The 18,559-nt window shown below is 71.4% G+C and carries 18 protein-coding genes and 1 riboswitch; of the genes, 8 read left to right on the plus strand and 10 right to left on the minus strand.

Features of this window, described 5'->3' with window-relative positions:
- Positions 1-45: 45 nt before the first annotated feature.
- The gene (locus OHA58_RS10435; RefSeq protein WP_405478460.1) at positions 46-249 is read left to right on the plus strand and encodes a hypothetical protein; all 204 of its coding nucleotides are present in this window, start codon (positions 46-48) and stop codon (positions 247-249) included.
- Between the two features lie 13 nt (positions 250-262).
- Here OHA58_RS10435 and OHA58_RS10440 read toward each other — a convergent pair whose 3' ends face one another.
- The 4 genes from OHA58_RS10440 to OHA58_RS10455 all read right to left on the minus strand — a co-directional run bounded on the left by OHA58_RS10440 (position 263) and on the right by OHA58_RS10455 (position 5,968).
- Complete coding sequence (locus OHA58_RS10440; RefSeq protein ID WP_405478461.1) at positions 263-3,268, minus strand: AfsR/SARP family transcriptional regulator; 3,006 nt, start codon at positions 3,266-3,268, stop codon at positions 263-265.
- Positions 3,269-3,503: 235 nt separating this feature from the next.
- Positions 3,504-4,304 (minus strand): enhanced serine sensitivity protein SseB C-terminal domain-containing protein, encoded by an 801-nt coding sequence (locus OHA58_RS10445; protein WP_405478462.1) that lies wholly within the window; start codon positions 4,302-4,304, stop codon positions 3,504-3,506.
- A gap of 169 nt (positions 4,305-4,473) precedes the next feature.
- Positions 4,474-5,241 (minus strand): enhanced serine sensitivity protein SseB, encoded by a 768-nt coding sequence (locus tag OHA58_RS10450; protein WP_405478463.1) that lies wholly within the window; start codon positions 5,239-5,241, stop codon positions 4,474-4,476.
- Between the two features lie 109 nt (positions 5,242-5,350).
- A complete protein-coding gene (locus OHA58_RS10455) occupies positions 5,351-5,968 on the minus strand; it encodes an AAA family ATPase (RefSeq protein WP_405484885.1) in 618 nt (205 codons plus the stop codon).
- Between the two features lie 197 nt (positions 5,969-6,165).
- Positions 6,166-6,269: riboswitch (glycine riboswitch) on the plus strand.
- A 159-nt stretch (positions 6,270-6,428) separates the two neighbouring features.
- Between OHA58_RS10455 and gcvT the strand changes: the two genes are divergently transcribed.
- From gcvT to OHA58_RS10475, 4 genes are all read left to right on the plus strand, one after another.
- Entirely contained in the window at positions 6,429-7,559 is a 1,131-nt protein-coding gene (gene gcvT, locus OHA58_RS10460) for a glycine cleavage system aminomethyltransferase GcvT (protein WP_405478464.1), read from the plus strand.
- A gap of 92 nt (positions 7,560-7,651) precedes the next feature.
- A complete protein-coding gene (gene gcvH, locus OHA58_RS10465) occupies positions 7,652-8,035 on the plus strand; it encodes a glycine cleavage system protein GcvH (protein ID WP_405478465.1) in 384 nt (127 codons plus the stop codon).
- 13 nt (positions 8,036-8,048) lie between these two features.
- Positions 8,049-9,323, plus strand: coding sequence for a serine hydroxymethyltransferase (gene glyA / locus OHA58_RS10470; RefSeq protein ID WP_405478466.1), 1,275 nt, complete (start codon positions 8,049-8,051; stop codon positions 9,321-9,323).
- A 151-nt stretch (positions 9,324-9,474) separates the two neighbouring features.
- A complete protein-coding gene (locus tag OHA58_RS10475) occupies positions 9,475-10,845 on the plus strand; it encodes an L-serine ammonia-lyase (RefSeq protein ID WP_405478467.1) in 1,371 nt (456 codons plus the stop codon).
- A 63-nt stretch (positions 10,846-10,908) separates the two neighbouring features.
- On the opposite strand, the gene OHA58_RS10480 is transcribed toward OHA58_RS10475, so the two are convergent.
- Complete coding sequence (locus OHA58_RS10480) at positions 10,909-11,898, minus strand: Ig-like domain-containing protein (RefSeq protein WP_405478468.1); 990 nt, start codon at positions 11,896-11,898, stop codon at positions 10,909-10,911.
- A 245-nt stretch (positions 11,899-12,143) separates the two neighbouring features.
- Between OHA58_RS10480 and OHA58_RS10485 the strand changes: the two genes are divergently transcribed.
- The gene (locus OHA58_RS10485; protein WP_405478469.1) at positions 12,144-12,695 is read left to right on the plus strand and encodes a glycoside hydrolase family 25 protein; all 552 of its coding nucleotides are present in this window, start codon (positions 12,144-12,146) and stop codon (positions 12,693-12,695) included.
- Between the two features lie 21 nt (positions 12,696-12,716).
- Here the strand turns inward: OHA58_RS10485 and OHA58_RS10490 are convergent, their stop codons facing one another.
- Positions 12,717-13,376 (minus strand): NADPH-dependent F420 reductase, encoded by a 660-nt coding sequence (locus tag OHA58_RS10490; RefSeq protein WP_405478470.1) that lies wholly within the window; start codon positions 13,374-13,376, stop codon positions 12,717-12,719.
- Positions 13,377-13,482: 106 nt separating this feature from the next.
- A complete protein-coding gene (locus OHA58_RS10495; protein WP_405484887.1) occupies positions 13,483-14,175 on the minus strand; it encodes a FadR/GntR family transcriptional regulator in 693 nt (230 codons plus the stop codon).
- Between the two features lie 295 nt (positions 14,176-14,470).
- Here OHA58_RS10495 and OHA58_RS10500 point away from each other — a divergent pair, with 295 nt between their 5' ends.
- Entirely contained in the window at positions 14,471-16,195 is a 1,725-nt protein-coding gene (locus tag OHA58_RS10500) for a 2-isopropylmalate synthase (RefSeq protein WP_405478471.1), read from the plus strand.
- 145 nt (positions 16,196-16,340) lie between these two features.
- Here OHA58_RS10500 and OHA58_RS10505 read toward each other — a convergent pair whose 3' ends face one another.
- From OHA58_RS10505 to OHA58_RS10515, 3 genes are all read right to left on the minus strand, one after another.
- Complete coding sequence (locus tag OHA58_RS10505) at positions 16,341-16,517, minus strand: hypothetical protein (protein WP_405478472.1); 177 nt, start codon at positions 16,515-16,517, stop codon at positions 16,341-16,343.
- Positions 16,518-16,662: 145 nt separating this feature from the next.
- On the minus strand, positions 16,663-16,878 hold the full coding sequence (locus OHA58_RS10510; RefSeq protein WP_405478473.1) for an EF-hand domain-containing protein: 216 nt from the start codon (positions 16,876-16,878) through the stop codon (positions 16,663-16,665).
- A gap of 41 nt (positions 16,879-16,919) precedes the next feature.
- Positions 16,920-17,837, minus strand: a complete 918-nt coding sequence (locus OHA58_RS10515) for a MerR family transcriptional regulator (protein WP_405478474.1) — start codon at positions 17,835-17,837, stop codon at positions 16,920-16,922.
- 57 nt (positions 17,838-17,894) lie between these two features.
- Here OHA58_RS10515 and OHA58_RS10520 point away from each other — a divergent pair, with 57 nt between their 5' ends.
- On the plus strand, positions 17,895-18,539 hold the full coding sequence (locus OHA58_RS10520; RefSeq protein ID WP_405478475.1) for a GNAT family N-acetyltransferase: 645 nt from the start codon (positions 17,895-17,897) through the stop codon (positions 18,537-18,539).
- The last annotated feature ends 20 nt before the right edge of the window (positions 18,540-18,559 follow it).

Here is an 18,559-nt window from a genome sequence, read left to right on the forward strand (position 1 = left end):
TCCGGGCAGAGGTCCGGGCCCGTTCACAAGGGAAAGCGGGAACACGTGCGTAGGACCACCACGTTCACCCTGGCAGCACTCGTCGCAGCGGCCGTCCTGCCCCTCACCCTGGGCCTGGGGGCGGCCACCGACGACACTCCGTGGCCCGGCCCACAGGCCGGCATCACCGCTGCCGCGCACAGCACCGTCACACCGTTCGACACTCCGTGGCCGGGCCCGGGCTCCAACTCGGCCGAGGGCGCCGCCTAGTCCACCGAAGGCCTCAGGGCCTGTCCGGCAGACCGTCGCCCCAGGGCCGGCCCGGGCCGGCGGTGTTCGTCGGACCGGCCGGTCCACCAGTGCGGCAGACGACACCGCCGTGGTCGCCGAGGAGCATCCGGTCCTCGATGGCGACCTCCAACTGAGCGAGTTCCAGGCGCGCTTCGGCCGCGCCGACCCGGTCCATGATCCGCTCGCGGATCGCGATGGCCTCACGCAGCCGGCCCTGGGCGACCCCGGTGCGGCCGAGCCGGGCGTTGACCAGTCCGAGACGGTGCAGGATGCGCGACTCCCCCGCCATGTCCCGGCGCTCGCGGACCTGGCGCAGGATGCCCGTGAGGATCTCCTCGGCCTCCGTGTAGCGGCCCTGGCGCTGGCGCAGCACGCTGAGTACGTAGCGGACCTGCACCTCCACCCGCTGACTTCCGGTGGCACGGCAGATCGTCAGGGCCTCGGAGAGATGGGCGCCCGCGGCGTCGAAGTTGTCGCGGTCGATCTCCATGCTCGCCATGTGTACGAGGACGCTCGCGGCGCCGACCGAGTCACCGGCCGAGCGGAACTCCTCGAGTGCGGGCCGGTACTGCGCGAGGGCCGCCTCGTTGTTGCCCCGCCGCTGGTCGAGCAGGGCGAGGTTGCGCCGGGTCATGGCCTGCCCGTGCACGTCGCCGAGTTCGGCGAAGACGTCGCGGGCCACGCCGAGCCGCTGTCCGGCCGCGGTCAGCTGCGAGCGGCTGATGTGCAGGGAGCCCAGCGAGCACATGAGGGCGCCGTACCCGCGCCGCGCCCCCGCCTCGCGCACGCAGTCGAGGGCCCACAGATGGGTCTGCTCCCAGTCCTCGAAGTAGCAGCGGGCCTCGAAGAGCGAGACGAGGCTGACGGCCAGGTCCCAGCAGGCCTCGGCCTCACCGGCGTCGGCCGCGAGCCGGATCGCCGCACACGCGTTGGCGCGCTCGGACTCCAGCCAGCCGAGCGGATCGGCGAGCACGCGGTCGAAGTACCCGGCGGGGAACCGCAGGCGCGGCGCCGTGCCGTGCAGGACCGTGAAGTGGCCGCCGTAGATGCGGCGATGGGCCTCCTCCACCGCGGCCAGCCAGCCGCCGACGACGCGGGCGACCGCCGCGCGCTGTCCCTCGGGCCCCTCGTTCCGGTCCAGCTCCTCGCGGGCGAACAGGCGTATGAGCCCGTTGAGTTTGTAGCGGGGCGACCCCGTCGGGTCGGTCCCCTCGACGTGCAGGATCTGCGCGTCGACGAGGAGCTCCAGCAGGTCGGCGGCGCGGGGCAGGCCCGTGTCGAGCAGGGCGGCGGCCGTCCAGGCCGGGATCGACGTGCCGTCGAGGAGGCTGAGGAGCCGCAGCAGACGGCGCGCCTCCTCGTCGAGCCCGTTGTACATCAGGGCGAGGCTGGTCCTGATCGCCAGGTCGCCGTGCGCCAGTTCGTCCAGGGTGCGGTGCTGGTCGGAGAGGCGCTCCACCATCCAGGCGAGGGACCAGTGCGGGCGGGCGGCGAGGCGCGCGGCGACGATCCGCAGCGCCAGCGGCAGCCGCCCGACCATGTGCCCGAGGGTCTCCGCCGCGGCCGCCTCGTCGCGTACGCGCTGCGCCCCGATGACCCCTTCGAGCATTTCGAGGACCTCGGCGTTCTCGAACACGTCGACGTTGAACGCGCGGGCCCCGGCGAGCCCGGTGATCCGCGGGCCTCCCGTGATCAGTACGGCGCAACTGGCGCTGCCGGGCAGCAGCATGCGCAGCTGGCGTTCGCTGCGAACGTTGTCAAGGACGACGAGGACCCGCCGGTCGGCGAGCAGGTGCCGGAACATTTCCGCGCGCTCGTCCACGTCGTCCGGCAGTGCGGCGCCGGGCACCCCGAGAGCGCGCAGGAACCGGCCGAGTACGGCGGCGGGGGTCAGGGGCTGGGCGCGGGTGCCGCCGACGTCGCAGTACAGCTGGCCGTGCGGGAAGCGGGCGGCGACACGGTGGGCGATGTGGACGGCGAGGGTGCTCTTGCCCGCGCCCGGCGGCCCGGTCAGCGTCACGATGCGGGTGGCCTGGTTGCCGTCGTCGCGCAGGGCCCGGTCGATCCCCTCGATCAGGGCGGCCCGGCCGGTGAACCCGGCGGTGTCGGACGGCAGTTGGAACGGCACGAGCGGCGAGACGGACACCGGCGCCCCGGGGTCGGCGACGCGCTCCGGTCCGGGGGCGGCCCCGGGCTCCGCCTCCCGCGGCGCGGTGACGGGCTCGGGGGCGGGGTGCAGCGCTGCCTCGCCCGACAGGACGGCGAGTTCCAGCCGCTTGAGTTCGTCGCTCGGTTCGAGGCCGAGCTCCTCGATCGCGAGGAGCCGTCCGGCGCGGTACGTCTCCAGTGCCTCCGCCTGCCGGCCGGAGCGGTAGAGGGCCAGCATCAGCTGGCCGCGCACGCGTTCGCGCAGCGGGTGCTCGGCGACGAGCGCGCGCAGCGAGCCGACCAGCCGGCCCGCCCGTCCCGACGCCAACTCGAGGTCCGTGTACGTCTCCAGGGCGACCAGCCGGTTTTCGTCGAGCTCCGACGCCTTCGACAGCAATTTGCTGCTGACAACTCCGCTCAGGGCGCGTCCGCGCCACAGGCCGAGCGCTTCGTCGAGCAATTCGGCGGCGCCCGGGGCCCCTTCGGCAATCAGGGAGTTGGCCTCGGAGACTTTCTTAGCGAAAACTTGACTGTCGATCTGCTGATCGCCTACCTGGATCACATATCCGGGATCCCTGGTCACGATCGCGTCGCCTTCACCGATTTCCCCGAGGGCGCTGCGCAGCGAAGAGATGCAGGCCTGTATCTGGGTGCGCGCCGTGGATGGCGGAAAATCGCCCCACACGGCCGTGATCAGGCTCTCCGCGCTCACGACACGGTTGGCCTCCAGGAGCAGCATGCCCAGGATCACCTGCTGCCTGCCGCGCGCGATGCGGCATTCCCGCAGATCGCCGCCGATGACTTCGAGTGGGCCGAGAATTCGGTAACTCGCTGTTGTTTCTGCTGTCACGACGGCTCCCCCCTAAGGAGTGGACCGGACACGGGCGTCCCATCCGCCCCCGTCGGCCACCGAATCGATGTGACTATACAGTGATGATCGCGAGTTGCGAGTCTCCACGCGTGCGCTCGAAACCTGGTCAGGGCATTACGTAAGCGCTCTCACCTGGTCTTCACGTGAACTGCGGAGGGGCGGTTCATTTACGTTCAACCAAGCGTTCCGTAATGTCACTTGAAGACCGAACAGTTCAGTACGTCCCGTGCGGCGGCGGGTACCCGTACCCCGCGACGGGGGCGGACGCGGGCGGGGCCGCGTGGGCCTCGCGGTCGTAGAACGGGCGGGCGTTGGCGCGCAGCCACATGGCGACGGGGTCGTGCTCGTCGGACATCGCGACCGTGGAGACGGGCAGTCCGTCGGGCACGGCGACGACCGACTGCTGCATCATCGCGCGCACCGCGTCCACGGACACCGGCGACGTGTCGTACACCTCGAGGCCGATCGCCAGATAGGGCGCGCCGAGCGTCGGCTGGACCCAGGCGCGGCGCAGCGAGCGGATCGCGGTGGTGCGGTGCGCGTTCTGCGTCAGCAGGGCGTAGAACTGGGGGATTTCGATGGCGGGGTCGCTCAGCCGCAGGGGCCCGGCGGGCTGGCGGTCGAGGCCGCCCGCGATCCGGCGCAGGTCGAGCCACGGGATGCCGACGCCGCCGCCGGGCGCGTGCGGGTTGAGCCAAAGGCCGTAGTGGTCGGGGTAGAGCGTGCGGGCCGCGTCGACCCCGCCGACGACCTCGTACGCGCGGCTCCAGCCGGAGGCGGACAGCTCCTGGGCCGAGGTGACGCAGGGGGCGTACGAGAAGCCTTCGACCTCCATGTTCCCGTACTGCGCGTCGGGGGATCCGGCCTGGCCGTGCCAGAGCAGCATCCACACCTGGCCGGCGCCGGGGTCCGCGAGCGCGTTGAGCAGCGCCTCGTAGGCGTCGTAACGCCCCGGCGTCACCTGGCGCAGCATGTGCTCGACCTGACCGGCCGCGGCCGTGCCCGACGCACTCACCCGTAACCGCCCCTTCGTGACGTACCCGACGATTTCGACCCGCTCCCCGCGGCGGGACCGCCCAGACAGGTCATGAAACCAGCTTAAGCGGCGATCCTGACACCGACTTGACGTACGCGCGGTCGACCGCTTTCCCGTGTTCTCCCGAACGGGGACCGGCGCCGGGCTTTCAGTGACCCTGCGTGTAGAACGGCCGCAGCGTGGCGCGCATCCAGTCACCGACCGGGTCCTGGGTGATGTCGAGCAGGACGAGGTTCACCGGCCAGGGCGCCGGGACCCGGCCCAGAGCGCGGCCCAGGGCGTCCATGGGCAGGTTGCGCGCGGGGCCCTCCCACTGCGACAGCTCGACGCCGACGAAGAGGAGAGGGTCGCCGCCCTCGACGCTGGCGAGGCAGCGGCGGGCGGTGAGGACGACGCCGGACGCCTCGAACTCCTCGCGCACGGCGGCCAGGAAGTCGACCGGGTCGTTCTGCCAGTCGGGCTCGTAGAGGCTGACCCGGCCGCCCGAGGCCGGCCCGTCCAGCGGCGTACGGCCGGACCTGCACAGCTCGGCGACGGCGGGCGGGGGCAGCGGGACGCCGACGGCGCCGTCCGGGTTCACCGCGATGCCGACCTGCGGGGGCAGCCCGCGCGCGAACTCGACGGCCGGCGCGACCGTGCAGCCCATCCGGTCGCCGGCGACCGCGAGGAACTGCTCCTCCGAGCTGAAGACGGGCACATAGGCCTGGCCCTCGATCTCCAGCGTCGGCAGGTCGAGGTTCGGGCTGCCGGGTCCGCCGCCCTGGGGCAGCGGTATCCACACCTGACTGCGTCCGAGGACCTCGACGATCCGGCCGCCCGCCGAGTCGACCCCGAGGGAGGCGGCGAGCACCTCCTCCAGCTCGTTGGCCGGCCACCCGCCGTACGGATGTGCATGAGCCTGCGCCGGAATGTCCATGTGCCTACCACCCGCTCTGGAACCGCTCTGTCTGCGGCCGAACCCTAGCGCGTGCGAATGACACGACACCCTCTGCATCCACACACTCACAGGCGGTCGCGGCATTACGTCAACCGCCCTCGAACGCGATCCCGTTCAGCACATCCGTCGCGTCCCGGTCGAGCAGCACCGCGGACGCGCAGCCCCACGGCAGGTCACCGCGCTCGGCCGACTCCACGAGACCCGCGACCGCGCGGCGGTGCCGGGCGAACGCGTAGCGCGAGACCCCGCGGCCGCGGTCCCGCTGGCCCGCGAGCGCCGTGTCCGCGTCGACGTCGAGCAGCATCAGATGCAGGTCCGCGCCGCGCCGCCCGGCCTCCCTGGCCAGCCAGCGCCGCACCCAAGCCTGGGTGCCGCAGTCGTGCAGGACGACGCTGCCTCCCGAGCGCAGGGCCCGCCGCAGCCCGGCGAAGTGCGCGAGCCGCACGAGCGGGCGGTACACGGCGTACGGGAGGAGCCGGGGCAGTCGGGCCGCCCAGCGGTCACGGGCGTCCTGCGAGTCGATGCGCACGGCTCCCCCGGCGCCGACCACGCGGCGCATCAGCGTGGACTTGCCGCTGCCCGGGAGCCCCGAGACCACGATCAGGTCACCCCGCGCGAAGCCGAGGCGCCTCGGCGTGCGGCCGCCTCTGCCGCGCAGATCCCTGACGACCGGACCGCGCCCCGTCACCGACCCCGGGCGGGGCATCGCACGCTGTCCGACCCCTGCCGCCGCGTACGCACCCGCCGCTGCCTTGTGCACCGTGATCGTCCTCCCCGTTCCGGTCACGCCACCCTTGCCCGCCAAGTGTAAAGAGACGGTAATGCCGTACAAGTGGTTCCCCCGTACGGTCGGCATGCAATGATGTGCCCGCCAAGAGCACAACCAACTGCATACCGGCCGCTTGAATCCGCGCGGGAGAGCTCCCCGGACGCCTACGCGTCCCCGGGGGCGCCGAAGGAGCAAGTTCCTCCCTTGAATCTCTCAGGCCCCGTACCGCGCGGGCGAGGCATATCTGAAAAGCGGGCGGCCCTCGGCCGCTCCACCCAAGGTGCAAGCCGCGACCACCAGTACGTGTGGCGCCGGCGAACCTCTCAGGTTCCGATGACAGATGGGGAGGAAGACCATCGCCCTCGTCTGTCATGCCTGGGATCCTGGAGCACCACTCATGAGCAACACCCCCCGTAAGACCGCCCTCGACGCACTGCACCGCTCGCTGGGCGCGACGATGACCGACTTCGCGGGCTGGGACATGCCGCTGCGGTACGGCAGCGAGCGCGACGAGCACATCGCGGTCCGCACCAAGGCGGGCCTCTTCGACCTGTCGCACATGGGCGAGATCACCGTCACCGGGCCGCAGGCCGTCGACCTCCTCGACCACGCCCTCGTCGGCAACATGTCCACGATCGGCCCCGGCCGCGCCCGCTACACCATGATCTGCCAGGAGGACGGCGGGATCGTCGACGACCTGATCGTCTACCGCCTGGGCGAGACCGAGGCCGGTCTTCCTCAATACATGGTCGTCGCCAACGCCGGCAACGCCCAGATCGTCCTCGACGCCATCACCGAGCGCGCCGCTGGTTTCGACGCCGAGGTCCGCGACGACCGCGACGCCTACGCGCTCATCGCCGTGCAGGGCCCCGAGTCCCCCGGCATCCTGAAGTCCGTCACGGACGCCGACCTGGACGGCCTCAAGTACTACGCGGGCCTGCCCGGCACCGTCGCCGGCGTCCCGGCCCTCATCGCCCGCACCGGCTACACCGGCGAGGACGGCTTCGAGCTGTTCGTCGCCCCGGAGCACGCCGAGAAGCTGTGGCAGGCGCTGACCGACGCGGGCGCGCCGGTCGGGCTCGTCCCCGCCGGCCTCTCCTGCCGCGACACGCTCCGCCTGGAGGCGGGTATGCCGCTGTACGGGCACGAGCTGACCACGGCGCTGACGCCGTTCGACGCCGGTCTCGGCCGGGTCGTGAAGTTCGAGAAGACCGGCGACTTCGTCGGGCGCACGGCGCTGCAGGCCTCCGCCGAGCGCGCCGAGACCGCCCCGCCGCGCAAGCTCGTCGGCCTGATCGCCGAGGGCCGCCGCGTGCCGCGCGCCGGGATGTCCGTGGTCGCCGGCGGCCAGGTGATCGGCGAGGTCACCTCCGGCGCCCCCTCCCCCACGCTCGGCAAGCCGATCGCCATCGCCTACGTCGACGCGGCGCACGCCGCCCCCGGCACCGAGGGCGTCGGCGTGGACATCCGCGGCGCCCACGAGCCGTACGAGGTCGTGGCGCTGCCGTTCTACAAGCGCCAGAAGTAGCCCGACCAGTCCTCACGGGGGCCGCCGGAAGTAACCCAGCGCACACCCCTCTCGTTCCGCAGCACCCATTCGCGTACAGGAGAATTCAGATCATGAGCAACCCCCAGCAGCTGCGCTACAGCAAGGAGCACGAGTGGCTGTCGGGCGCCGAGGACGGCGTCTCGACGGTCGGCATCACCGAGTTCGCGGCCAACGCGCTCGGCGATGTCGTCTACGCCCAGCTCCCCGAGGTCGGTGACACGGTGACCGCGGGCGAGACCTGCGGCGAACTCGAGTCGACCAAGTCCGTCAGCGACCTGTACTCCCCGGTCACCGGCGAGGTCGTCGAGGCGAACCAGGACGTCGTGGACGACCCGGCGCTGGTGAACTCCGCCCCGTTCGAGGGCGGCTGGCTGTTCAAGGTCCGCATCTCGGAAGAGCCGAAGGACCTGCTCTCCGCGGACGAGTACGACGCGTTCTCCGGCTCCGGCAACTAGGGACACCACGACCATGTCGCTCATGAACACCCCCCTGCACGAGCTCGACCCGGACGTCGCCGCCGCGGTCGACGCCGAGCTGCACCGTCAGCAGTCCACCCTCGAGATGATCGCGTCGGAGAACTTCGCTCCGGTCGCCGTCATGGAGGCGCAGGGCTCGGTCCTGACCAACAAGTACGCCGAGGGATACCCCGGCCGGCGCTACTACGGCGGCTGCGAGCACGTCGACGTCACCGAGCAGATCGCCATCGACCGGGTCAAGGACCTGTTCGGCGCCGAGTACGCCAACGTGCAGCCGCACTCCGGCGCCTCCGCCAACCAGGCCGCCCTCTTCGCGCTCGCCAAGCCCGGCGACACGATCCTGGGCCTGGACCTCGCCCACGGCGGCCACCTCACCCACGGCATGCGCCTGAACTTCTCCGGCAAGCAGTTCGACGTCGTGGCCTACCACGTCGACGAGTCCGGCCTGGTCGACATGGCCGAGGTCGAGCGCCTCGCCAAGGAGCACCGCCCCAAGGTCATCATCGCCGGCTGGTCCGCCTACCCGCGCCAGCTGGACTTCGCCGAGTTCCGCCGCATCGCGGACGAGGTCGAGGCCTTCCTGTGGGTCGACATGGCCCACTTCGCCGGCCTGGTCGCCGCCGGCCTGCACCCCAACCCGGTGCCGTACGCGGACGTGGTCACCTCCACCACCCACAAGACCCTGGGCGGCCCGCGCGGCGGCATCATCCTGGCCAAGAAGGACTTCGCGAAGAAGCTGAACTCGTCCGTCTTCCCGGGCTTCCAGGGCGGCCCCCTGGAGCACGTGATCGCGGCCAAGGCCGTCTCCTTCAAGGTCGCCGCGAGCGAGGACTTCAAGGAGCGCCAGCAGCGCACCATCGAGGGCGCCCAGATCCTCGCCGCCCGTCTGACCTCGGACGACGCGCGCGCCGCGGGCGTGAACGTGCTGTCCGGCGGCACGGATGTCCACCTGGTCCTGGTCGACCTGCGCGAGTCCGAGCTCGACGGCCAGCAGGCCGAGGACCGTCTCCACGAGGTCGGCATCACCGTCAACCGCAACGCGGTCCCGAACGACCCGCGCCCGCCGATGGTCACCTCCGGCCTGCGGATCGGCACCCCGGCCCTGGCCACCCGCGGCTTCCAGGCCGAGGACTTCACCGAGGTCGCCGACATCATCGCCGAGGCCCTCAAGGCGCCCGCTCCCTTCGGGGGTACTGACGCGGCGTCCCTCAAGGCCCGCGTCACCGCTCTCGCCGACAAGTACCCCCTGTACCCCGGCCTGAAGTAGTTTCGTACGCATTTGTGCGTATGAAATTTCGGGGCACCGCGCACACTGGACAGTGAGAGCGGTGCCCCGCCCCATGCACCGCCCTCCGTATCGCCCTGCGCACCACCCGGCGGACAACGGCGTCCGCCGAAACCCCACCTAGGAGTTCCCCGTGGCCATCTCGGTCTTCGACCTGTTCTCGATCGGCATCGGCCCGTCCAGCTCCCACACGGTCGGCCCGATGCGGGCAGCCCGCATGTTCGCCCGCCGCCTGAAGAACGAGGGCCTGCTCGCCCACACCGCCTCGATACGGGCGGAGCTCTACGGCTCCCTCGGCGCCACCGGACACGGCCACGGCACCCCCAAGGCGGTCCTGCTGGGTCTGGAGGGCGACTCCCCCCGCACCGTCGACGTGGAGAAGGCCGACGACCGCGTCGAGGCGATCAAGGCCTCCGGGAAGATCAGCCTGCTCGGCGTCCACGAGATCCCGTTCAGCTTCGACGACGATCTGATCCTGCACCGCCGCAAGGCACTGCCGTACCACGCCAACGGCATGACGATCTTCGCCTACGACCACGAGGGCGCGCTCGTCCTGGAGAAGACGTACTACTCGGTGGGCGGCGGCTTCGTCGTCGACGAGGATGCCGTGGCCGGCGACAACCCGATCGTGCCCGAAGACACGGTCCTCAAGTACCCCTTCCGCACCGGCGACGAGCTGCTCCGCCTCGCCGAGGACACCGGCCTGTCCATCTCCGCGCTGATGCTGGAGAACGAGAAGGCCTGGCGCACCGAGGACGAGATCCGCTCCGGCCTCCTCGACATCTGGCGCGTCATGCAGGCCTGCGTCTCGCGCGGCATGTCCCGCGAGGGCATCCTGCCCGGCGGCCTCAAGGTCCGCCGCCGCGCCGCCAACTCGGCCCGCCAGCTGCGCGCCGAAGGCGACCCGACGGCCCGCGCCATGGAGTGGATCACCCTCTACGCGATGGCCGTCAACGAGGAGAACGCCGCGGGCGGCCGCGTCGTGACCGCGCCCACCAACGGCGCCGCGGGCATCATCCCCGCGGTCCTGCACTACTACATCAACTTCGTGCCCGGCGCCGATGAGGAAGGCGTCGTCCGCTTCATGCTCTCCGCGGGCGCCATCGGCATGCTCTTCAAGGAGAACGCCTCCATCTCCGGCGCCGAGGTCGGCTGCCAGGGCGAGGTCGGCTCCGCCTGCTCGATGGCCGCGGGCGCCCTCGCCGAGGTCCTCGGCGGCACCCCCGAGCAGGTCGAGAACGCCGCCGAGATCGGTATGGAGCACAACCTCGGTCTGACCTGCGACCCCGTCGGCGGCCTCGTCCAGATCCCCTGCATCGAGCGCAACGGCATGGCCGCCGCGAAGGCCGTCACCGCGGCCCGTATGGCGCTGCGCGGCGACGGCCGCCACCACGTCTCCCTCGACAAGGTCATCAAGACCATGAAGGAGACCGGCGCCGACATGTCCGTCAAGTACAAGGAGACGGCCCGCGGCGGGCTCGCGGTGAACATCATCGAGTGCTGAGGATCAGCAGGTGTTGAGGATCAGCAGGTGTTGAGGATCAGCAGGTGTTGAGGGCGACGGCGGTCACAGGGTCGCCGTCGTGCCCTCCCCCGCCCCGCTCCCCGCGAGCCACTGGTCCCAGCTCAGGTTGAAGGCCGCGTAGCCGTTGTCGGCCGGAGCCTTGGCGCGCGGCGAGCCCGTGATCGTGACGGGGTCGCCCTGCTTGACCTGGCCGTAGAACCACTTGGCGTCGGCCAGCGACAGGTGGACGCAGCCGTGCGAGCCACGGGCGGAGCCGCTGCCCGGGTTCGGGTCACCGGTCGAGTAGTGGACGTACGTGCCGGACTGGGTGAGGTGGACGTCCCAGGGCAGCGTCAGGTCGTAGTAGTTGGCGCTGCCCTTGTTGCAGCTGATGCCGACGCTGCAGGAGGTCATGTGGACCTTCTCCTGCTTGTCGATGACGGCCATCGTGCCGTTCCAGGTCGGATACTCGGCGCTGCCGGCGTTGATCGACAGCGTGCGCACGGCCTGGCCGTTCTTGGTGACCTTCATGGTGTGACCGGTGACGGAGACGTCGGCCCGGACGTCGTCGCCGACCGTGAAGGTGTGCGTGTAACCGTGCACGCCGTAGCGGCCGTTGCCGTTGCTGACGCCCTTCATGTCGGCGTCGATCTTCACCTTCGTACCGGAGGGCCAGTACGTCTTCGGGCGCCAGTCCGCGCGCTTGTCGCCGAACCAGTGCCAGGCACCGGCCACCGGCTGCGAGGTGCTGACCTTCATGTGCTTCTCGACGGAGGCGCGCGCCTTGGCGGCCACCGGGTTGGTGAAGACCACCGAAATCGGCATCGCCACACCGACCTTGGCGTCGTTCAGCGGAGTGATCGTCTCCAGGAGCATCGGCGGACCCTTGGGCTTCGCCGGTGTGGGCGAGGCGCTCGTGCCCGGCTTCCCCGCCGCCTTCCCGTCGTCCCCGCCCGTTTTCTTGTCGCCACTGCCGCCGCCGCAGGCGCTCGCACCCACCAGCACCGCGACCGTCACGAGCGCGATCCCTATTCCGCCCTTGCGCCGTCCCACGACCTGCCCCACTCTCCGAGTCACCCCATGCCCCCCATCGGGCCCAACTCCCTGTCAGACAGCGACACGGCTCCGGCAGTTGCACGAAGCCGTGTAAAGCGTGTTCCAAGACTGAGGCGATCGAAACGTCCTGGTGCGGCGCCGCACCGCACAGCGGATCAACGTGCGGAAAGAGGTACCCCGACGGGATCGGATCGGGGACGATGGATGTTCGACCTCGTCGCCCCACCGACCGGGAGGCCAGCATGCTGCGCGGTATCGACGTCAGCTCGTACCAGTCCACCTTCGACACGGAAGGCCAGTCGTTCGTCTTCATCAAGGCGACGGAGGGGCGTTCGTACGTCAATCCGCGGCTCACGGCGCAGACGAAACTGGCACGCGACGGCGGCTGCGTCGTCGGCTTCTACCACTTCCTGTGGCCGGGCAACCTCACGGCCCAGGCCGAGTACTTCGTGAGCAAGGCCCCGGAGAAGGCAGGGGACTTGCTCGCCGTGGACTGGGAGACGACCGGGGAGGGCACCCGCGCGAGCAACGCGGAGAAGGACCGCTTCATCCGCGAGGTGAAGCGCCTGCGCCCCCATCACCGGGTGCTGCTCTACACGAACCGCAACTTCTGGCTGAACGTCGACACGACGTCCTACGCCGGTGACGGGCTCTGGATCGCCGACTACACGACGGCCGGCAAGCCGCGCATCAAGGCGGCCTGGAAGTTCCATCAGTACACGGACAGTCCGCACGACAAGGACGTCGCCCAGTTCACGAGCAAGGGCGCGCTGCGGGACTGGGCCACCCCGTGACGCGCCCTCGCACCGGGTGACTCAGGCGCGCCACTCCGCCGTGCGTTCCGGGGACGCCTCGGCGAGGGCCTTGCGGACGGTGTCCGCGTCCGCCGCGAGGCCGTAGACGGGGGTGCCGGGCTGCTGGCGCCAGGACTCGTCGAGGCCGCCCGTGTCCACGGAGTCGAAGCCGATCCCGTCGAGCAGGCCGCGTACGACCGTCTTGGCCGCCTCGTCGTCGCCGGCGACGGGCAGGGCGATGCGCTCGGGGTCGCCCTTGGGGCGCGGCTTGTCGAGGAGTTCGTGGGCGTAGGTGCCGTTGAAGACCTTGACGACCGGGTGGCCGAGCTGGAGCTCGGTCCAGCGGCTCTCGGGCATGCCCTCCTCGATGGCGGCGATCCGGCCGTCGCGCTGCTGCGGGTAGTAGTTGCCGGTGTCGATGACGGTGACGCCTTCCGGCGCGTCGTCGAGGAGGTCATCGGGCAGGCCGGGGACGGCCTTCATGGGGACGGTGACCACGACGACGTCGGCGCCACGGGCCGCCTCGGCGACGGTCACCGGCGTGGCTCCGGTCTCCTCGGCGAGGTCGCGCAGGGTCTCGGGGCCGCGCGAGTTGGCCACGGACACGTCGTGGCCGGCCGCGGTGAAACGGCGGGTGAGATTGCCGCCGATGTTGCCGGCGCCGATGATGCCGATCTTCATGTGGAGCCCTTCCGGATGTGCGTGCGGGGTGATACGGCGGTCAACCGGCGGCCTGGTGGACGTATTCCGGCCTACCGGCCATTCGGGTCACCTGACGTACGGGAGGCTAGTCACGGCGGGCCAACTTGCCCTGCATCACGGCGAGTTCCTGCCGTGCCTCGCGTTCCGCGGCGTCCTCGTCGCCCGCCTCGACGGCGTCCACGAGCGCGGCGTGGGCCGCGTCCCCGTGGTCGGACTCGGCGGCGCGCACGTCGACGAGGGCGAGCAGGTCGACGAGGCCCTGGCGCAGGGCGGGGGCGAACTCGGCGAAGAGGTCGGTGAGGACGGGGTTGTGCGCGGCGGCGACGACGGTGGCGTGGAGCGCGATGTCGGCGTCCACGAACGCGGCGCCACCCTCGGCGGCGGCCACCCGTCGCCCGGCGAGCGCGGACCGCATCGCGGTGACGTCCCCGTCGGTGCGGCGCCGGGCGGCGAGGCGCGCGGCCTGCACTTCAAGGAGTACGCGGACCTCGTAGACGTCGGCGACGGCCGCGGCGCGCAGCCGCGCGGGCCAGTCCTCTACGGGCCGGTCGGCGGTCACGAAGACGCCCGCGCCCTGCCGGGCCCGGACCAGACCGGCCCCGGCGAGGGCCCGCAGGGCCTCGCGGACCGTGGAGCGGCCGACGCCGAGTTCCCTGGCGAGGGTCGTCTCGCCGGGCAGCTTGGTGCCGACCGGCCAGTGCCCCGACGCGATCTGCTCGCGCAGCCGCTCGGCGGCCTGTTCGACCAGAGGGCTGGGACGGAGCGCGCCGAGCGCCACGGGAATCACCTGCTCTTCTTGAACACCGTTGTTGAACACCGCTGTTGAACACCGCTGCTCATCCTGAACACCGCGTGAACGCGGAGACTTTATCCCCCTGCTGACCGGACCTTTCCTTTTCCCCAAACAACTTGTCTGAGGACCTGAGCTGTGACTAGCCTACTGCTCGTGATCAGCTGCGGGCATCAGCTTCTTCTTCTCGGCTGCCGCGGCGGGGCCTGACACGACCGGCACCCCGCCGCGGGATGCCGTGCTGCCGGTCGTCGTCCGACCGAGCCGAAGGACACGTCACCCCATGACCACCGCCCACGACTGGAACCCGCAGCAGCCGGGCCCCATGCCGTACCACCGCTACCGCCCGCACCACGACCGCGTCGACGTCCCCGTGCGGGAGCGGAGCTGGCCGGGCGCCCGGATCGAGCGGGCGCCCCTGTGGGTCCCCGTCGACCTGCGCGACGGCAACCAGGCGCTCGCCGAACCGATGGACACCGGCCGCAAGCGCCGCTTCTTCGACCTGCTCGTCCGCACGGGGTTCAAGGAGATCGAGGTCGGCTACCCGTCGGCGAGCCGCACCGACTTCGACTTCGTACGCCACCTGGTGACGTCGGGAGCCGTCCCCGACGACGTCACGCCCGTCGTCTTCACGCCCGCGCGGCGCGATCTGATCGAGCGCACCTTCGCCTCGATCGAGGGTCTGCCGCGCGCGGTCGTCCACCTGTACATCCCGACCTCCCGAGTCTGGCGCGACGTCGTGCTCGGCCGCGACCGCGGGCAGGTGTGGGAGACCGTGCGGGACGCCGCCGCGCACATGGCGCGCCTCGCGGACGCCCGGCCCGGCGCGCACATCCGCTTCCAGTTCGCCCCGGAGACCTTCAACGTCACCGAGCCGGACTTCGTCCTGGAGATCTGCGACGGCCTGACCGAGCTGTGGGACGCGAGCCCCGACCGGCCGGTCACGCACAACCTCCCGGCGACGGTCGAGATCGCGACGCCGAACGTGTACGCCGACCAGATCGAGTACATGCACAAGAACCTGTCCCGCCGCGACGCGGTGATCCTTTCCGTGCATCCGCACAACGACCGCGGCACGGGCGTCGCCTGCGCCGAACTCGCGGTCCTCGCGGGCGCCCAGCGCGTCGAGGGCTGCCTCTTCGGCAACGGCGAGCGCACCGGCAATGTCGACCTGGTCACCCTGGCCATGAACCTGTACGCGCAGGGCCTCGACCCCATGCTCGACTTCTCCGACATCGACGCCGTACGGGAGGTGGTCGAGCACTGCAACCGGCTGCCCGTCCACCCCCGCCACCCCTACGGCGGCGACCTCGTCTACACGGCGTTCTCCGGGACGCACCAGGACGCGATCAGCAAGGGCCTCGCGCATCACGCAGCGTCCGCCGCCGCGGCCGGGGTCCCGGCACAGGAGGCCCGCTGGGACGTGCCGTACCTGCCCATCGACCCGGCCGACGTGGGCCGCAGCTACGAGGCCGTGATCCGCGTCAACTCGCAGTCGGGCAAGGGCGGGATGGCGCATCTGCTCGCCGCGCACCACGGCGTCGACCTGCCGGCGCGCATGCGGCCCGAGTACGCGCGTGTGGTCCAGGAGGCCACGGACGACAGCGGGCACGAGGCGACCCCGAAGGACCTGTACGAACTGTTCCGCTCGACCTACCTGGAGCCGGGGCGCGGCGCCGGGCACGTGTCCCTGACGGCGTGGTCCACGGACGGCGACGGGCAGGCGCACCGGTTCGTGTGCACCCTCCAAGTGGGCGACCGCACGGGCGACTTCGAGGGGCGGGGCGGCGGAACGCTCTCCGCGTTCGTGGACGCGCTCGCGGCGGCCGGGGTCGGCGTCGACATCGTGGACTTCACCGAGGACGCGCACGGCGAGGAGGCGACGGCGTACGCGCAGTGCCGGGTCGACGGCGTGACGGCGTGGGGCGCGGGCCGTGACCCCTCGCCGCTGGCGGCGTCGGTCCAGGCGGTCCTGGCGGCCGTGAACCGGGCGGTGGCGGCGCGGTAGGAAATAGGGGGCGCCCACCAGGACGTCCGGTGGGACGTCCGGTGGGACGTCCGGTGGGACGTCCGGTGGGACGTCCGGTGGGACGTCCGGTGGGACGTCCGGTGGGACGTCCGGTGGACGCCGCCGCGATGACGGTCGGGCCGGGCTACTCGCAGGTGCCCGCGAGCGTCTTCCGGCTCACGACATCGGTCGCCGCGGCGCTCGTGTCCAGCCACGCGATCCCCCGGCCATCACCGAGGGACGGGGCCGGCTGCGTACCGGAGGAGCAGGAGACCCGGCCATACGTGGCGGCGCCGGCCAGCACGTCCGCGGTCGGCGCCACCTGCGCCTTCCAGGGGCCGGTCCACCAGGAGCCGGTAGACGGCGTCCTCCTCGGGGCCGAGTCCGAGGAGGGTGAGCAGCGAAGCGTCCGCGAGTCCCGGCACCTCGGGCACCGGGACTCGCGGACGTGGCTGGGGTCGCAGCGCTCAGGCCTTGTTCAGGTTCGCCCAGAACTCGTCGAACGAGAGGACCTTGTCCCCGTTGGCGTCCTGCCGGGCGATGAGCGCCTCGGCGACCGACTCGGTGACGTTGAAGTCGCCCATCTGAGCCATCGCGCTCTTGTACTCGGCCGCTGTGATGAAGCCGTCGCCGTCCACGTCGAACCGCTGGAACGCCTTGCGTGCTTCCTCGATGTCCGCCACCGGGTCCACCCCTTCTTGCTGTAACACTGACGGGGGTCAGATTAACCGGCTGTACGAGCGCGCAGTGCGGCGACCACCCACGCGAACTCCTCGTTGTGCCGGGGCAGCGTCTCCAGGCCCCGCACCAGGGACACCAGGTCACGGAAACGGGCCACGTCGTGGTTGGCCGCGGCCTCCATGCGCTCCAGTACGGCGGCCAGGTCGGCGCCGGCGCCGAGCAGCCCCCGCAGCACCTCCTCCGCCTCGGGCGACTCGGGCTCGACGCCACGCTCCCGTGCCTCCCCGGCGAGCTGCACCAGGCGGCTCATGAACCACAGCGAGCTGCCCGGCGGCACGTCGGGCCCCCGGTCGGCGGCGTTGAACTCGATCATGCTGCGCATGTGCGCCCGGAAGTCCGGGTCCTGCATCAGCTCGGCCAGCTCCACCCACGCGTCGACCTGCTCGGCCGTCGGGTCGTCCGGCAGGTCGGGGACCATGACCCGCATCCGGGTGCGGATGTCCGGGTCGGCGGCGTCCAGGCCGCCGAAGGTCTGCTCCATGAAGTCGTCGATGATGTGCTTGCGCTCGGCGGCGCTCAGCCGCGCCAGCTTGTTCATCAGGGCCATCTCCTCTGCGCTCGAGTTCCTCTTCGCGACGGTCGAAAGGACGGCCCGGTTCAGCCGCAGCGAGCGGATCTGCGCATCCAGTGCCGCCACGTGCGCGGCGGCCACGGACGCGATGTCCGACTCCCCGTCCACCACGCTGCGTACGTCGTCCAGGCCGAGGCCCAACTCCCGTAGGGTGCGGATGAGTTCGAGCCGGGCGAGGGACTGTGCGTCGTACAGGCGGTAGCCGCCCGAGCTGCGTCCGACGGGCGGCAGGGCGCCCACGTCGGACCAGTAGCGGATGGTGCGCACCGACAGGCCGGTGCGCCGGGACAGCTGCCCGATGGTGAGCAGCCGCGGGCCGTCGTCGATCATGTTGAGGAGTCTGGGCCTTCCAGTGGGTGGAGACTCAAGCGAGCCGAGGGGAACGCCATGCCGGACAGTGTGCGGAACATTCTGGACGCCGCGGCGCGAGGGGTCTTCCCTCCGCCGGACGGGGGCACGACGGTGGTGCCGCAGGCGGATCACCGGGATGCGGGCGTGCTGTCCTTCACCGCCCACTCGGTGGTGTTCACGGACGAGGACCCGGGGTGGGTGCACGAGACGTTGCGCGGCCTGGACTGCGATCCGCTGGCGGCGACGATGAATCCGCGGTTCCTCGGCGCGCTCATGGAGCGGACCGGGCGCCGTCATGACACGACGGACCTGCTCACGGTGGCTCCGGCGCTGCCGGGCGGGCCGCCGGTGACCCTGAAGGAGATCGCGGACCCGGACCATCCGCGGGTGGTGCGGGCGCGGCTGCGCCGCGACGACGTGCGGATGTGGGCGGCGGACGGCGGGGTGCTGGTCCTCGGGCGCGGCGTCGCGGGCCGCTGGGAGACGGCCATCGAGGTCGACGAGGAGGCGCGCCACCGGGGCCTCGGCCGCCTCCTCGCGGTGTCCGCCCGGCATCTGGTCCCGGACGGCGGACCGGTGTGGTCCCAGCAGTCCCCCGGGAACGCCCGCAGTGTGCGGGCGTTCCAAGCGGCCGGTTACCGTCCCGTCGGCGCTGAGGCGCTTTTCACGGCACCCCGGTAGCGGCCCGGCCTGATCCGGAC

It is taken from the genome of Streptomyces sp. NBC_00009, assembly GCF_045040855.1.
Taxonomy (GTDB): Bacteria; Actinomycetota; Actinomycetes; order Streptomycetales; family Streptomycetaceae; genus Streptomyces; species Streptomyces aureus.

Coding starts and splice junctions, on each gene's coding strand:
- OHA58_RS10500 (WP_405478471.1), top strand. CDS start 14,471: ATGACCACCGCCCACGACTGGAACCCGCAGCAGCCGGGCCCCATGCCG.
- gcvT (WP_405478464.1), top strand. CDS start 6,429: ATGAGCAACACCCCCCGTAAGACCGCCCTCGACGCACTGCACCGCTCG.
- OHA58_RS10490 (WP_405478470.1), bottom strand. CDS start 13,376: ATGAAGATCGGCATCATCGGCGCCGGCAACATCGGCGGCAATCTCACC.
- OHA58_RS10455 (WP_405484885.1), bottom strand. CDS start 5,968: ATGCCCCGCCCGGGGTCGGTGACGGGGCGCGGTCCGGTCGTCAGGGAT.
- OHA58_RS10515 (WP_405478474.1), bottom strand. CDS start 17,837: ATGATCGACGACGGCCCGCGGCTGCTCACCATCGGGCAGCTGTCCCGG.
- OHA58_RS10520 (WP_405478475.1), top strand. CDS start 17,895: ATGCCGGACAGTGTGCGGAACATTCTGGACGCCGCGGCGCGAGGGGTC.
- gcvH (WP_405478465.1), top strand. CDS start 7,652: ATGAGCAACCCCCAGCAGCTGCGCTACAGCAAGGAGCACGAGTGGCTG.
- glyA (WP_405478466.1), top strand. CDS start 8,049: ATGTCGCTCATGAACACCCCCCTGCACGAGCTCGACCCGGACGTCGCC.
- OHA58_RS10485 (WP_405478469.1), top strand. CDS start 12,144: ATGCTGCGCGGTATCGACGTCAGCTCGTACCAGTCCACCTTCGACACG.
- OHA58_RS10450 (WP_405478463.1), bottom strand. CDS start 5,241: ATGGACATTCCGGCGCAGGCTCATGCACATCCGTACGGCGGGTGGCCG.